This window comes from Anaeromyxobacter sp. SG17 (assembly GCF_022690695.1).
Lineage (GTDB): Bacteria > Myxococcota > Myxococcia > Myxococcales > Anaeromyxobacteraceae > Anaeromyxobacter > Anaeromyxobacter soli.
In genome coordinates this window covers 1-15650 of the sequence record NZ_JALCYX010000089.1, presented here as the reverse complement: position 1 = coordinate 15650, position 15650 = coordinate 1, and the positions used below count along the sequence as shown (strand labels likewise).

14 protein-coding genes and 1 tRNA gene are annotated in these 15650 nt (G+C 70.6%); all 15 read left to right on the top strand.

The genetic code is table 11. The features are described 5' to 3' along the window. Positions 1-143: 143 nt before the first annotated feature. Entirely contained in the window at positions 144-539 is a 396-nt protein-coding gene (locus tag MNY60_RS21010; RefSeq protein ID WP_242335337.1) for a VOC family protein, read from the top strand. Between the two features lie 32 nt (positions 540-571). Further along, positions 572-1354, top strand: coding sequence for a hydroxyacylglutathione hydrolase C-terminal domain-containing protein (locus MNY60_RS21005; RefSeq protein ID WP_242361763.1), 783 nt, complete (start codon positions 572-574; stop codon positions 1352-1354). 26 nt (positions 1355-1380) lie between these two features. Continuing rightward, entirely contained in the window at positions 1381-1983 is a 603-nt protein-coding gene (locus MNY60_RS21000) for a CDP-alcohol phosphatidyltransferase family protein (protein WP_242361761.1), read from the top strand. Between the two features lie 57 nt (positions 1984-2040). Next, positions 2041-3117: a metallophosphoesterase gene (locus MNY60_RS20995; RefSeq protein WP_242335328.1), complete on the top strand. Its 1077-nt coding sequence runs from the start codon at positions 2041-2043 to the stop codon at positions 3115-3117. 134 nt (positions 3118-3251) lie between these two features. Next, positions 3252-3323 (top strand) — tRNA-Val (locus MNY60_RS20990). 386 nt (positions 3324-3709) lie between these two features. Then, positions 3710-3967 (top strand): DUF2917 domain-containing protein, encoded by a 258-nt coding sequence (locus MNY60_RS20985; RefSeq protein ID WP_242361759.1) that lies wholly within the window; start codon positions 3710-3712, stop codon positions 3965-3967. A 740-nt stretch (positions 3968-4707) separates the two neighbouring features. After that, positions 4708-5172, top strand: coding sequence for a hypothetical protein (locus MNY60_RS20980; protein ID WP_242361758.1), 465 nt, complete (start codon positions 4708-4710; stop codon positions 5170-5172). A gap of 194 nt (positions 5173-5366) precedes the next feature. After that, a complete protein-coding gene (gene thrS, locus MNY60_RS20975; protein ID WP_242335251.1) occupies positions 5367-7328 on the top strand; it encodes a threonine--tRNA ligase in 1962 nt (653 codons plus the stop codon). A 528-nt stretch (positions 7329-7856) separates the two neighbouring features. Beyond that, the gene (locus MNY60_RS20970) at positions 7857-9422 is read left to right on the top strand and encodes a 2-isopropylmalate synthase (protein WP_242352392.1); all 1566 of its coding nucleotides are present in this window, start codon (positions 7857-7859) and stop codon (positions 9420-9422) included. Further along, the gene (gene leuC, locus MNY60_RS20965; protein WP_242352390.1) at positions 9422-10861 is read left to right on the top strand and encodes a 3-isopropylmalate dehydratase large subunit; all 1440 of its coding nucleotides are present in this window, start codon (positions 9422-9424) and stop codon (positions 10859-10861) included. Before MNY60_RS20970 ends, leuC begins: the two co-directional genes overlap by 1 nt. Positions 10862-10865: 4 nt before the next feature. Next, positions 10866-11438, top strand: a complete 573-nt coding sequence (gene leuD, locus MNY60_RS20960; RefSeq protein WP_242335242.1) for a 3-isopropylmalate dehydratase small subunit — start codon at positions 10866-10868, stop codon at positions 11436-11438. Positions 11439-11543: 105 nt separating this feature from the next. Next, positions 11544-13256 carry a biosynthetic-type acetolactate synthase large subunit gene (gene ilvB, locus MNY60_RS20955; RefSeq protein ID WP_242335239.1) on the top strand — a complete coding sequence of 571 codons (1713 nt, stop codon included), beginning with the start codon at positions 11544-11546 and terminating at the stop codon, positions 13254-13256. Between the two features lies 1 nt (position 13257). After that, positions 13258-13791, top strand: coding sequence for an acetolactate synthase small subunit (ilvN, locus tag MNY60_RS20950; RefSeq protein WP_242335236.1), 534 nt, complete (start codon positions 13258-13260; stop codon positions 13789-13791). Between the two features lie 13 nt (positions 13792-13804). Then, a complete protein-coding gene (ilvC, locus tag MNY60_RS20945) occupies positions 13805-14833 on the top strand; it encodes a ketol-acid reductoisomerase (RefSeq protein ID WP_242335233.1) in 1029 nt (342 codons plus the stop codon). A 177-nt stretch (positions 14834-15010) separates the two neighbouring features. Then, positions 15011-15650 (top strand): translation initiation factor IF-3 (infC, locus tag MNY60_RS20940; RefSeq protein WP_242361754.1); only part of this gene is annotated, 640 nt, incomplete at its 3' end.

The following is a 15650-nucleotide window of genomic DNA, read 5'->3' as shown; positions in this document are numbered from 1 at the left end:
CGAGCTGCGGGCCGCAGTCGCTCGATTCGTTCTGCCACCACGGCGCGAACGAAGCTACCCGCGCGCGGTGAAGCTGAAGATGAGCAACTACGCCCGCAGCCGCCCGGTCGCTAAGTGAGTGGCATTGGCGCTAACCTCGCGCCGTGCCGCTCGCCTTCCACCACCTCGCGATCCAGTGCGCCGACCTCGACCGATGCGAGACGTTCTACCGGGACCTGCTGGGCCTCCCCGTGCTGAAGCGGTGGCCGCGCGAGGAGGGTGGCGGGGACCGGAGCGTGTGGCTCTCGGTAGGAGAGGGTGAGGGGGCGTTCCTCGCGCTCGAGCGGGCGGAGGAGCGGCCCGAGCAGCGCCCGTGGCGGGACGGCCGGGCGGGGCTGCACCTGCTCGCGCTCCGCATCTCCCCGTCCGAGCGGGGCGCCTGGGAGGACCGGCTCGACGAGGCGGGTGTGCGCGTGATCCACCGCACCCGCTGGACGATCTACTTCCACGATCCGGAGGGGAACCGGATCGGGCTCACGCACTACCCGCACGACGTCTGACGGCCGCGGCGGCTCCGCGGTAGGAGAGAGAGGTGCTCTTCGACCGCCGCCGCTACCACCGCGACAACTACGTCTACCTGCTCGCCGAGGGGGACGACGCGGTCCTGGTCGATCCGGGCGACGCGCGGGTCGCGCTCGCGCTCGCGGCGGACCACGGCGTCCGCCCGCGCTTCATCCTCCACACGCACGGTCACGCCGACCACACCGGCGGCTCGGCCGAGGTGCGCGCAGCGCTCGGCGCCCCCGCGGTCGAGGTCTACGGCCACGGCGGCGACGCGGCGTGGTTCGCGCCGGACGTGGAGGTCTCCGGCCGCCGGACGCTCTCCCTGGGCGCGGTGCGGGTGGACGTGCATGCGGCGCCGGGGCACACGCCGGGGTCGGTGCTGTACGCCTGGCGCGGCAAGCTCCTCACCGGCGACACGCTGTTCTGGGGAGGCTGCGGCAACTGCCGGCACGGCGGGGATCCGGCGCGGCTCGCGGAGAGCTTCCTCGGGACCCTCGCCGCGCTCGACGGCGCGTTCGAGGTCCACCCCGGCCACGACTACGCGGAGGCGAACCTGCCGTTCGCGCTCGCGCTCGAGCCGGGAAATGCCGCCGCCCGCGCCCGGCTCGCGCAGGTCCGGGCGGCGCACGCGGCCGGCGCGGAGCCGCCCGCGTGGACGCTCGCCGAGGAGCGCGCGGTGAACCCGTTCCTGCGCGTGGGCGCGCCCGAGATCCGCGAGGCCGTCGCCGCGCGCGCGTCCGGCGCGACCTACGTAGACGACGTGGCGCGGTTCGTCGCGCTCCGCGCGCTGCGCGACCGGTTCCAGGCGTGATGGGCGCTTCGCGGAAGGGAGGGCACGTGCGCGATGGGCAGGAGAGGGGAGGAGACGGGGAGGCCCGCGAGCCCGGGCCGTACACGCTCGCGAACGGGCTCACCGCGCTCCGGCTCGTGCTCGCGCCGGTGTTCCTCGTCCTCTACGTGAGCGGCGATCGGCTCCGTGCGCTCGCCGCGTTCGCGGCCGCGGCGGCGACGGACGTCCTCGATGGCCTCGTCGCGCGCGCGCTCCGCCAGCACACCCGCCTCGGCGCAGCCCTCGATCCCATCGCCGACAAGGTCCTCGCGGCGTGCGCCCTCGTCGCGCTCGCGGCGACCGGGAGGCTCCCGCTGTGGTTCCCGGTGCTCGTCGTCTCCCGCGACGCGCTGCAGATCGCGGGGGCGGTGCTCCTGCGGACGACCCACCGGCCCGTCCCCATCGCGCCGACGCGCATCGGCAAGTACGCCACGTTCGGGCTCGCCGCCACGGTCGTGTTCGCGCTGGCCGCCGACTACGGCGCCTACCCCCGCGCCGTTACCGGCCCGAACGTGGCGGCCTGGGCCCTCCTCACCGCGCAGTGCGTGGCGGTGTCGTTCGGCCAGTACTTCCTGCTCTTCGTCCGCGCGCTGCGCGCCCCATCACGGTGACCCGGAACGACAGCCAGTCGCTTCCCGGACGAGCGGCCATGAATAACTTACCGGCGGATGCCCTCCCGGAAGCTCAAGCTCGTCATCTCCGACTTCCACCTGGGGAAGGGGCCCTATCGCGAGGACGGCTCGGTCAACGTGTTCGAGGACTTCCGCCAGGACGGGAAGTTCGCCGAGTTCCTCGACTACCACCGGGAGGGCGAGTTCGCGGGCGCCGAGACCGAGCTCATCGTGAACGGCGACTTCTTCAACCTGCTCTCGGTCGACCTCGACGGCCGCCTGCAGGAGGCGATCACCGAGCGCGTCGCGGTCGAGAAGACCGAGGCGATCCTGCGCGGTCACCCGCACGTCTTCGACGCGGTGGCGCGCTTCGCGGGCGACGCCCGGCGGAGCGTCACGTTCCTCATGGGCAACCACGATCCCGGCCTGCTCTTCGCCGGGGTGCGCGAGGTCATCGCGCGGCGCATCGGCGGGACGCACCGCTTCCTCCTCGACGGCTACGACTTCGACGGCGTGCACGTCGAGCACGGCATGCAGCGCGAGCCGATGAACGCCTTCAACCCGAACCGCTACTTCCGCGAGCGCAAGGGCGAGCTGTTCCTCAACCTGCCGCTCGGGTCCCGCTACATCATCTCGGTGCTGAACGAGGAGAAGGCGCAGCGCCCGTACATCGACAAGGTCGCCCCCTTCGCGAGCTACTACCGGTGGGCGCTCCTCAACGACCCCGAGGCGGTCTTCCGCATCTCCCTGCGGTCGATCCGCTTCGCCGCCGCGGCCGCGCTGAAGAAGATCCCCCACCTCGACCCGATGCCGCTCGCAGACCTCGCGAAGCGGCTCGTGCGCTACACCGCGTTCCCCACCCTGGAGCACGAGGCGCGCCACCTCCTCGCGCGCAAGGGCTACCACACCGTGATCATGGGCCACACGCACGTGCCGATCTACCGTGAGTACGCCCGCGACAAGGTCTACCTGAACACCGGCACCTGGAACGCGATGACGTCGCTCGACGTCGGCAACCTGGGGCGAACGGAGCAGCTCACGTACGCCCACGTAGAGTACGTCGACGGCCGCCCCCGCGCCCGGCTCCGCGAGTGGCGGGGGATCGCTCGGCCGGCGGAGGACGTGTTCTTCTGAAGGGTCTTTTCCCGCGCCGAGGGGAGCACTCCGCGGCCACCCCGGCGGCCGTCGCGGGGCACGCTCCGAGCGTTCGCCTTCCCCGTTGACTCCGGCGGAAAGTGGGCTATAAACGCGCCTCGCCGTTGCGGAACAGGCCCGTAGCTCAGTGGTAGAGCACTACCTTGACACGGTAGGGGTCGTCAGTTCAATCCTGACCGGGCCTACAACAATGACGGGGACCTGGCTCGCGCTGGGTCCCCGTTTTTGTTTCCGGCCGCGGCTGGGTAACGAACCGGGTAACGGCGTCTTCCGATCGCGGCACGTCGAACACCTTCGGGAACCCGCGGCTCGAAACGGGCGGCGGTGAGCTCGACTGGGCGCACCGCTCCGCTTCGCAGCGGCGATGCCGGTGCGAAGCACGATGGCCGCAACGTGCCGCGGGTGTGACGCGCAGCGGCGGCTCTTCGCGAAAGGCCGGGCAACGGCGCGCACCCCGTGCGCAGCACCGAGCGGTGCCGGCGCACCCTTCTCGCCGCCACTGTAACCAGTGAGCCCGCTCCACGTAGTGACGACGGGCGTACGCGGGAGAGCGGCGTCGAAAGGGCGAGCCATGACGACGAGCAGGACGACGACCAGCGAGATGTGGGAACTCCCGGAGAACGCGGCGCTGCGGCTGCCCGCGGGGATCGGGATCGTCGTGCGGGTCGAGCGCGGCACCGTGCTCGTCACGCAGGAGAGCGACCTCGACGACCACGTGCTCGAGCCGGGCGACGAGTTCATGCTCTCGCGCCCCGGTCTCGCGGTCGCCTGGGCCTTGAGCGAAGCGGCCCTCTCGATTCTCCCAGCGGTCCACCGGATGGCGGCGTGAACCTCGCGATCACGTGGTTGGCGCGTTCGCTCCGGTGCATGACGCGGAAGCGCGACCTCTGGTCCGACCCGAACATGTTCGAGTGCACCCGGTGACGGGTCGCCAGCCAGAGGTCGTCGTGCTCTGAGCACGCACGGTGGGAGGCGCCCTCGCTCGATTGGCGCTCGGATGCACGGTCGCCTGGAAGGAGTGCTGCAGGACAGGGCGCGCTGCGGTGGGCACACGCGCGAGGTGCCCCGTCGACGGCGATGCCCTCCAAGTGCACGCAGCGAAGATGATGCTCGGCACGCCCGACCTCTACCTTCTGATCGCCGGATACGACCCTGCCGGCGTCCGGCAACACCTACGTTTCGCTGTCGAGCTGGAAGTGGGCGCCCGCCGAGCTCTTCAAGGTCGACGCGACGGGGGAGCTGTTCTGGAGACTCACGCTCGTGCAGTCGAACATGCCCGCGGCGCCCTGCGTCGCGCTGGATCGTGACGGCGTGATTCACGTGACGGTTCACCGACACCGGGTGGGAGATCCGGAAGTACGACGCCGAAAGAGGTCTGCTCGCGACCGTGCCACTCCCCCCGCTCCGCACGCCGATCTCGATGGCGCTCGGCGCCGACGGCGCCATCCATGTCGCCGGCGAGGGCACCAGCCCGACGGCCGAGAGGACGCGTTCGTCGCGAAGCTCGGGCCGGACGGGGCGCCGATGTGGGAGGTTCTGATCGCGACGGACGGCGGCGGGTCGACCGGCTTGGCGCCCCCCACTTACTCCGGGCGTCGCGTGGCCGTCGGGCCGACGGGGACCGTCTCGGTGGTCGGGTGGATTTACACGTACACGCAGACGCCGACGGACGTCACGTTCCTCGCGCGCTACACCTCCACCGGTGAGAAGGTGTGGATCCACCGCTTCCCACGGGACTCGAACGACGCGCCGGGAGAGGTCATCGCCGCTGGCCCGGGCGATCACCTGTGGTCTTCGGCGCCCGTCGGGGAGTGGCCGAGCACCCGGGCGCGCGTGAGCCGCTACGACGTGAACGGGGAGGCCGTCTGGAGCCTCGAGTTCGGCGACGTCTCCACGACGTGGACGATCGGCGATCTCGTCGTGGACGGCGCGGGCGACGCATACGTCGGCGGAGACACGATCTTCCCGGGGGCGTCGGAGGGGGACACCGACGCGTTCGTCGCGAAGATCTCGCCGGACGGCGTGCTGCAGTAGAACCCGTCCAGCTCGACGCCGCTCCGGCCACGGCGTGGGAGCGGCGCTCTCGACCGAGCGCGATCGGACGGGGTCGAGAACGCCGCATCCCCTCGCTCATCGGCTCGCGGGGAGTGCTTGATGGCGACCGTCCCGTGGGCTACAAGCGCGTCGCCGCTGGCCTTTCGCGCCGCGCGCGGTTAAGGAAGACGACCATGTCCGATCTCGTGAAGGTGACCCTCCCCGACGGCAGCCAGAAGGACGCGCCGCGCGGCACCACCGTCCTCGACTTCGTGAAGACGTCGATCGGGCCCGGGCTCGCCAAGGCCGCCTACTTCGCCAGGCTCGACGGCGAGGCGGTGGACCTCTCGCGCGCGATCGACCGCGACGCGAAGCTCGAGATCGTCACCACGAAGAGCCCCGAGGCGCTCGAGGTCGCGCGCCACGACGCGGCGCACGTCATGGCGTCGGTCGTCCAGAAGCTCTACCCGGGCACCCAGGTCACCATCGGCCCGGCGATCGAGGACGGCTTCTACTACGACTTCGCGCGCGAGACGCCCTTCACGCCGGAGGACCTCGAGAAGATCGAGAAGGCGACCAACGAGGCCATCGCGGCCGACCTCCCGTTCGTCCGCGAGGAGATCTCGATGGACGCCGCGCTCGGGCTCTTCGAGGGGTTGGGCGAGAAGTACAAGGTCGAGATCGTGAAGGACATCGCCGCGCGCGGGGCGAAGACGCTGACGCTCTACCGCCACGGCGACTGGGTCGACTTCTGCCTCGGCCCGCACGGTCCGTCGACCAAGCGCATCGGCGTCGTGAAGCTCCTCAACGTCGCGGGGGCGTACTGGCGCGGCGACGCGCGGAACGCGATGCTCCAGCGCATCTACGGCACCGCCTTCTTCGACAAGAAGGAGCTCGAGGCGCACCTCGCGAAGCTCGAGGAGGTGCGGAAGCGCGATCACCGCAAGCTCGGGCCCGCGCTCGGCCTGTTCGCGTTCCACGAGGTCGCGCCCGGCGCGGCGTTCTGGCTGCCGAACGGGACCACGCTCTACAACGTCCTCGAGGACGCGATGCGGCGCCTCGTGACGAAGGGCGGGTACCAGGAGGTGAAGACGCCGCTCCTCTTCAACAAGCGGCTGTGGGAGCAGAGCGGCCACTGGGGCGTCTACCGCGAGAACATGTTCCTCGTGTTCGACAAGGAGTCGGACCCGGCGCTCCCCGTCGACGAGCGGCTCTCGATGAGCCTCAAGCCGATGAACTGCCCCTCGCACCACCTGCTCTACAAGATGGGGAAGCGCTCGTACCGCGAGCTCCCCATCCGCTACTTCACGGTGGACACGCTGCACCGGAACGAGCTCTCCGGCTCGCTCGGCGGGCTCACCCGCGTCCGCCAGTTCGCGCAGGACGACGCGCACCTCTACCTCATGGAGTCGCAGATCCCGGAGGAGGTCAGCCGGATCGTCGAGCTCATGAAGACGGTGTACGGCGCGTTCGGGCTCGAGTTCTCGCTGCTCTTCTCGACCCGCCCGCTGAAGCCCGAGGACCGGATCGGCGACGACGCGCTCTGGGACAAGGCGGAGGGCGCGCTCCGCGCCGCGCTCGACAAGATGGGCCTGCCCTGGGAGCTGAACCCGGGCGACGGCGCGTTCTACGGCCCGAAGATCGACTTCGTCGTGACCGACTCGCTCGGCCGCAAGTGGCAGACCTGCACGATCCAGCTCGACTACGCGGCGCCGGAGCGGTTCGACCTCACCTACGTCGGCGACGACAACCACGAGCACCGGCCGGTCGTCATCCACCGCGCGGTGTACGGCTCCTTCGAGCGCTTCATCGCCATCCTCACCGAGCACTACGCCGGCGTCTTCCCGGCCTGGCTCGCGCCGGTGCAGGCGCGCGTCGTGACGGTCTCGGACCGGTTCGACGCCTGGGCGCGCGAGGTCCAGGCGAAGCTCGCGGCCCAGGGCTGGCGCGTCGAGCTCGACGAGTCCTCCGACAAGCTCGGCGCCAAGATCCGCAACGCGCAGCTCGCGAAGATCCCCTTCTCGCTCGTCATCGGCGAGAAGGAGGTCGAGGCGAAGGGCGTCGCGCCCCGCCGCCACGGCGGCGAGGATCTCAAGACCATGTCGCTCGACGCGTTCGAGGCGCTGCTGCGCCGCGAGGCGACGCCGCCGTACTAGGCGACGGCCGGCGATTCGAGAATCACCTCGGGTGATTCGCGAATCACGCCGTCGTTTGGCGATCATCCGAGCGTCCACGCGGAGTGACGGGCTCGAGGCCCATCGCGTCGTGCTCGCCCTTCGATCAGCGATCGTGCGCCCGCTCCTTCGCAGGGAGCGCGGCGGCCCGCCGTGCGCGTCGTGCGCCCCGCTTGACAGGTCCGCTCGCGGATCGCTAGGCTCGTTTTTCTGATGTTCCTCGTACGCGCGCACCGACTTCTTAGCCTGGCGGGAGAGGTATCCCGGTCAGGCTAACGCCGCGCCGCGACCTCTTCCGCCGAACCGGCCGGAGAGGTTGCCCCCGACAGGCGACGTTCTCCGGCCCCAACGAAACAGGAGCCAGGAGACCGCATGTCGACAGATTCCCCCGAACAACGGACCGTTTCTTCCCAAGCCAGCACGAGCTCAGCCGCCGATCGTTCCCACCGCAGCTCAGAAGCGAGCAAACCCCAGGGTTCCCGTCGCGAGGGCGGCGGAGAAAGCGTTGCCGTGAGAGACGCCGACAGGGTCATCATCTTCGACACCACGCTGCGCGACGGCGAGCAGTCGCCCGGGGCGTCGATGAACCTGGGGCAGAAGCTCCAGGTCGCGCGGGCCCTGCGGGATCTGGGCGTCGACGTCATCGAGGCCGGGTTCGCGGCCGCCTCGCCGGGGGATCTCGAGGCCATCCAGGCCGTATCGCGCGAGGTCGAGGGCCCCAGCATCGCGAGCCTCGCCCGCTGCACGCGGGGCGACATCGACGCCGCGTGGAAGGGCCTGCAGGACGCCCCGCGCCGCCGCTGCCACGTGTTCCTGGCCACCTCGCCCATCCACCGTGACTTCAAGCTGAAGCTCGCGAAGGACGAGATCATCCGCCGCGCGGTGGACGGCGTGAAGCTCGCGCGCGAGCGCTTCGACGACGTCGAGTTCTCCACCGAGGACGCCGCCCGCACGGAGCTCGAGTTCCTCGCCGAGGTGGTCGAGCGGGTGATCGAGGCCGGCGCCGGCACGGTGAACATCCCGGACACGGTGGGGTACGCGCTGCCGACCACCTACGCGGACACCCTCCGTTACCTGAAGCAGCACGTGCGCGGCATCGACGGCGTGGTCATGTCGGTGCACTGCCACAACGACCTGGGCCTCGCGGTGGCCAACAGCCTCGCGGGTGTCATGGCGGGGGCGCGCCAGGTCGAGTGCACCATCAACGGCATCGGCGAGCGCGCCGGCAACGCCTCCCTCGAGGAGGTCGTGATGGCGTTCCGCACCCGGCAGGACGTCCTCGGCGTGCGCACGGGCGTGAAGACGGAGCGCCTCTACCCGACGAGCAGGCTGGTCTCGCAGGTGACCGGCCTCCACGTGCAGCGCAACAAGGCGATCGTCGGCCAGAACGCGTTCGCCCACGAGGCCGGCATCCACCAGCACGGGATGCTCACCCACCGTGAGACCTACGAGATCATGCGCCCCGAGGAGGTCGGCTTCACGAAGAGCCAGCTCGTCCTCGGCAAGCACTCGGGCCGGCACGCGCTGAAGGAGCGGCTCGTGGCGCTCGGCTACGTGCTCGAGGACGCCGCGGTGGACAAGGTCTTCCAGGACTTCAAGGTCCTTGCCGACAAGAAGAAGGACATCTACGACGCCGACATCGAGGCGCTCGTCGTCCACGGCCAGATGCTCGCCCAGGGCGGCCGCGCCTGGGAGCTCGAGGCGCTGTCGACGACCTCCGGCACGGGCACGCTCCCGGTCGCCTCGATCGCGCTCCGCTCGCGCGGCGGCGAGCAGCGCCGCGAGGCGGCCACCGGCGACGGGCCGGTCGACGCCGTCTACCGCGCCATCGAGAAGATCACCGGCATCCCGGTGAAGCTGCGCGACTACCAGATCGTGAGCGTCTCGACGGGCGAGGACGCGCAGGGCGAGGTGTCGATCGAGGTCGAGCACGCGTCCGGCGTCTACCGCGGCCGGGCGCTCTCGACCGACATCGTCGAGGGGTCGGCGCGCGCGTTCCTCGACGTCGTGAACCGCATCGCGCTGAAGACGCCGGCGACCGACGAGGCCCGCCGCGAGGAGATGGGTACCGTCTGATGACCGCCGCCACCGACGCGCGCCGCGCGCGCACGCTGTTCGAGAAGGTCTGGGACGCCCACGTCGTCCGCGCCGAGACGCCGGAGACGCCCGCCGTCCTCTACGTCGACCTCCACCTCATGCACGAGGTGACGAGCCCGCAGGCGTTCTCCATGCTGCGGGAGCGGAGCCTCAAGGTCCGGCGCCCCGACCGCACGCTCGCCACCACCGACCACTCCACCCCGACGCTCCCGCGGCTGCCCGACGGCCGCTGGCCGTTCTACGACGCGCAGAACGAGGCCCAGGTCGCGCAGATCGAGCGGAACGCGCGCGACTTCGGCGTGGAGCTCCACGGCCTCGGCGATCCGCAGCAGGGCGTCGTGCACGTCTTCGGGCCGGAGATGGGGGCGACGCAGCCGGGCATGACGGTGGTCTGCGGCGACAGCCACACCGCCACCCACGGCGCCTTCGGCGCGCTCGCCTTCGGCATCGGGACGTCCGAGGTCGGCCACGTCCTCGCGACGCAGTGTCTCCTCCAGCGCAAGCCGCGCTCGCTCGCCATCCGCGTGGAGGGGGCCCTGCAGCCGGGCGTCACCGCGAAGGACCTCGTCCTCGCGATCATCGCCCAGATCGGCGTGGGCGGCGGCACGGGGCACGTGATGGAGTTCACGGGCCCGGCGGTGCGCGCGCTCACCATGGAAGGGCGCATGACCCTCTGCAACATGGCGATCGAGGGCGGCGCCCGGGCCGGGATGATCGCGCCCGACGACGTCACGTTCCAGTGGCTCGCCGGGAAGCCCCGCGTCCCGCAGGGCGCCGCGTTCGAGGCGGCGGTGGCGCGCTGGCGAAGGCTCCCGACGGACGACGGCGCGGTCTACGACCGGGAGGTGACGGTGGACGTCTCGCGCCTCGAGCCGATGGTCACCTTCGGCACGAACCCGGCGCAGGGCATCCCCGTCACCGGGCGCATCCCGGATCCGGGGGCAGAGAAGGATCCCGCCGCGCGCGCGACGCTCGAGAGCGCGCTCCGCTACATGGCGCTCACGCCGGGGAAGCCCATCCTCGGGCAGAAGATCGACGTGGTGTTCGTGGGGAGCTGCACGAACGGCCGGCTCGAGGATCTGCGCGAGGCGGCGAGGGTGATGCGCGGCCGCAAGGTGAGGACGCGGACGCTCGTCGTGGCGGGCTCCCACGCCGTGAAGAAGGCGGCGGAGGCGGAGGGGCTCGACCGGATCTTCCGCGACGCGGGCGCCGAGTGGCGCGAGCCGGGCTGCTCGATGTGCCTCGCCATGAACGGCGACATGCTCGAGCCCGGCCAGTACTGCGTCTCGACGTCGAACCGGAACTTCGAGGGGCGCCAGGGGCCCGGCGGGCGGACGCTGCTCGCGAGCCCGGCGACGGCGGCGGCGGCGGCGGTGTCCGGCGCGGTCGCCGATCCGCGGCGGCTGGTGGAGGGCTAGGACCATGGAACCGATCCGCACCATCGAGAGCCGCACGGTCGTCATCCCGCGCGAGAACATCGACACCGATCAGATCATCCCGGGGCGCTTCCTCAAGGTCACCGACAAGCAGGGGCTCGGGAAGGCGCTCTTCTCCGACTGGCGCTACGACGCCGGCGGGAAGCCGCGGCCCGAGTTCGTGCTGAACCTCCCCGAGGCGCAGGGCTGCACCGTCCTCGTCGCGGGCGACAACTTCGGCTGCGGCTCGTCGCGCGAGCACGCGCCGTGGGCGCTCGTCGACCACGGCATCCGCGCGGTCGTCTCGACGCGCATCGCCGACATCTTCCGCAACAACGCCCTCAAGAACGGGCTCGTCCCGGTCGTGCTCGATCCCGCGAGCCACGCGAAGCTGCTCGCGGCGCCGGGCGCGAAGGTCCGCATCGACATCTCCTCGCAGACGGTCGCGCTGCCCGACGGCACGACCGCCTCGTTCCCCCTCGACGGGTTCGCGAAGTACTGCCTGCTGAACGGCGTCGACGAGCTCGGCTTCCTGCTCTCGCAGGAGGAGGCCATCGCGGCGTTCGAGTCGAAGGTATAGCGGCGGGCGCCTCGCCCCGGCGCTCGCCGGGGCGGGGAGGGCCCGCCGTCTCCGTCTCGCGAGCTGCGGTCTCACACGGAACGTAAAGCGCTTCACGAGGAAGACATGGCCAAGGAGAAGATCACGGGCGCGATGGCGGTTCGCCGCGCGCTCGAGGCCGAGGGCGTCGACTACGTCTTCGGCATGCCCGGCGGGACGATCCTGCCGATCTACGACGCGATGTGGGGGTGCGAGCGCCCGAAGCAGGTGCTCATCCGCCACGAGCAGGTGGGCGGGCACGCGGCGGAGGGGTACGCGCACGCGACCGGGAAGGTCGGCGTGTGCTTCGGGACGTCCGGCCCCGGCGCGACGAACCTCGTCACCGCGATCGCCGACGCGTACATGGACTCGGTCCCGCTCGTCGCCATCACGGGCAACGTCGCGACCTCGCTCATCGGGTCCGACGCCTTCCAGGAGGCGGACATCACGGGCATCACGATGCCCATCACGAAGCACAACTGGCTCGTGACCGACGTGCACGACCTGCCGCGCATCCTCAAGGAGGCGTTCTACGTCGCGCGCACCGGGCGGCCGGGCCCGGTGCTCGTGGACATCCCGAAGGACATCCAGAACACCGAGTTCGAGTTCGAGTACCCGGAGACCGTCGAGATCCCCGGCTACCACCCGCCCGTGCGCGAGGAGCCGCGGCTCAAGGACGCCGCGGTGCTCATCCGCGGCGCGACGCGCCCGATCATCTACCTCGGCGGCGGCGTCCGGATCTCGGACGCGCACAAGGAGGTCTCGGCCTTCGCGGAGCTCGTGGGGGCGCCGGTCGTCACGACCGTGCACGGGAAGGGCGCCTTCCCCGAGACGAGCTCGCAGTGCCTCGGCATGTTCGGCATGCACGGCTCGCGGTACGCGAACTACGCCGTGCAGTACTCGGACCTCATCATCGCGCTCGGCGCGCGCTTCGACGACCGCGTCACGGGCAAGCTCTCGACCTTCGCGCCCGAGGCGAAGATCGTCCACCTCGACATCGACCCCGCCGAGATCTCGAAGCTCGTCACCGCGACGGTCCCGCTCGTCGGCGACCTGAGGCGGCTCCTGCCGCAGCTCACCGACGAGGTGCGCCGCGCGGAGGCCGCGCACGGCAAGCCCGACCTCTCGGCGTGGTGGAAGCGGATCGACGAGTGGAGGAAGAAGTACCCGCTCAAGTACGAGCAGGACGGGCAGAAGTACCTGCTCCCGCAGTACGTCGTCGACACGCTCTGGAAGAAGACGGGCGGGAAGGCCATCGTCACGACCGGCGTCGGCGAGCACCAGATGTTCGCGGCGCAGTGGTGGCGGACCTCCGAGCCGCGCCAGTTCATCACCTCGGGCGGCCTCGGCACGATGGGCTTCTGCCTCCCGTCGGCGATCGGCGCCCAGCTCGGCCGGCCCGGCGAGCTCGTGATCGGCATCGACGGCGACGGCTCGTTCCAGATGACGCTGCAGGACCTCGCGACCGCGGTGGACCTCGAGCTGCCGATCAAGATCTTCGTCCTCAACAACCTGTTCCTCGGCATGGTCCGGCAGTGGCAGGAGCTCTTCTACGAGCGCCGCTTCGCGCAGACGCCGCTCACGGATCGCCCCGATCTCGTGAAGCTCGCGGACGCGTACGGCTGCCTCGGGCTCCGCGCGCGCACGCCCGAGGAGCTGGACCAGGTCATCGATCAGGCGCTCGCGAACTCGAAGGGCCCGACCATCGTCGACGTCCGGGTCCGCCGTCAGGAGAAGGTGTTCCCGATGGTGCCGGCCGGCGCCCCCTTGAACGACATGATCGACGGCGGAGGTGACTAGGATGGAACGCACCGAAGAGAAGCCCAACGGGTCCACCCACACCATCAGCCTCCTCGTCGAGAACAAGCCGGGCGTGCTCCACCGCATCTCCGGCCTCTTCTCGCGGCGCGGGTACAACATCGCGAGCCTCACCGTCGGACCGACGGAGCGGCCCGAGTACTCGCGCATGACCATCGTCGTGCGCCTGGGCTCGAAGACCGTCGAGCAGGTGGTGCGGCAGGTCCAGAAGCTCGTCCCCGTCGTCGAGGTCCGCGAGCTCTCGGCGGCGGACCTCATCGAGCGCGAGCTCATGCTCGTGAAGATCCACACCCCGGAGCGCAACCACGCCGAGCTCCGGGCGCTCGCCGAGACCTACGAGGCGACCATCGTGGACGTCTCGCCCGACGCGCTCGTCGTCGAGGCGAGCGGCAACGCCGGGAAGCTCGACGCGCTCGAGGACCGGCTGCGCCCCTTCGGAATCCAGGAGATCTGCCGCTCCGGACGCATCGCCCTCGAGCGCGGTTTCAAGACGCTCGCTCCCCCCAATCTCAAGTAGCGAGGAACCAAGAATGGCTGCCACCATCTATTACGACAAGGACGCGAACCTCGACCTGCTCAAGAAGCGCAAGGTCGCCGTGATCGGCTACGGCTCGCAGGGCCACGCCCACGCGCTCAACCTCCGCGACTCCGGGGTCGACGTCCGCGTCGGCCTCGGCGCGGGCTCGCGCTCGAAGGCGAAGGCCGAGGGCGCCGGGCTGCGCGTCGTCTCCGTGGCGGAGGCCGCCCGCGAGGCCGACGTCATCATGGTCCTCATCCCGGACCAGACGCAGAAGAAGGTCTACGACGAGGAGATCGCGCAGCACATGACGAAGGGGAAGGCGCTCCTCTTCGCGCACGGGTTCAACGTGCACTTCGGCCAGATCCGCGCCGCCGAGGGCGTGGACGTGCTCCTCGTCGCGCCGAAGGGGCCGGGCCACATGGTGCGCCGGCAGTACCAGGACGGCCGCGGCATCCCCGGCCTCATCGCCGTCCACCAGGACGCGAGCGGCCAGGCCAAGGCCGTCGGGCTCGCGTACGCGCGGGGGATCGGCTGCACGCGCGCCGGCGTCCTCGAGACGACCTTCAAGGAGGAGACGGAGACCGACCTGTTCGGCGAGCAGGCGGTCCTCTGCGGCGGCGCCTCGGCGCTCGTGAAGGCGGGCTTCGAGGTGCTCACCGAGGCGGGCTACCAGCCGGAGAGCGCCTACTTCGAGTGCCTGCACGAGCTGAAGCTCATCGTCGACCTGATGTACGAGGGTGGGCTCGCCTGGATGCGTCACTCCATCTCGGACACCGCCGAGTACGGCGACTACACCCGCGGCCCGCGCGTGGTGACGAGCCAGACGAAGGAGGAGATGCGGAAGATCCTGCGCGAGATCCAGAGCGGCCAGTTCGCGAAGGAGTTCATCATCGAGAACCAGGTCGGGCGGCCCATGTTCGACAAGATGCGCGAGGCCGAGGCCCAGCATCCCATCGAGGAGGTGGGCAAGCGCCTGCGCGACATGATGAGCTGGATCCGCGAGGCCAAGAAGGACTCCTCGGACCCCAACGCGAGGTAGGGGAGGGTGGGCGCCGGGCGCGGCGGCGGGTCCCTCCCTCGCCGTCGCGGCCCCGGCGCACCGCCGCGTTTGACTTCGCTCGTGAAATCCTTATCCTACAGCGTCTTTTCGGCCCCGCTCCCGGGGCCTCGTCCTTTGAGGCCACCTGGGGAGCGACGGCGACCGTAGTGGAGGAGCATGGCGATCCAGCAGCGAGACAGCCGAGGGGGAGGGAACCGGGACGCGCGCACCAACCGCCGCATCAAGGCGCGTGAGGTCCGTGCGATCGGTCCCGAAGGCGAGCAGCTCGGTGTGCTTCCGATCGAGCAGGCATTGGCGCGGGCGCAGGAGCTGGGGATGGACCTCGTCGAGGTCAGCCCCATGGCCAAGCCGCCAGTCTGCAAGATCATGGACTACGGCAAGTTCAAGTACCTCGAGAAGAAGAAGCAGAACGAGGCCAAGAAGAAGCAGGTCGTCGTCCAGCTCAAGGAAGTGAAGCTCCGCCCGCGCACCGAGGAGCACGACTACGCGACCAAGATCAAGAAGGTCCGCGAGTTCCTCGCCGAGTCGAACAAGGCGCGCATCACGGTGACCTTCCGCGGCCGCGAGATGTCGCACCGCGAGCTCGGGCAGAAGGTGCTCCAGCGGATCATCGAGGACCTGCGCGAGGTGGCGGTGATCGAGGCGGCGCCCCGCATGGAAGGGCGCCAGATGTTCATGATCCTCGCCCCGAACCCGAGGATGCTCCAGGCCCAGCGCGACCGCGCCAAGGCCGCCGCCCAGGCCGGTCCGGCCGCCGGGGCGCAGCCCGTCGAGGCCCCCGCGCCCGCCCCTCAGC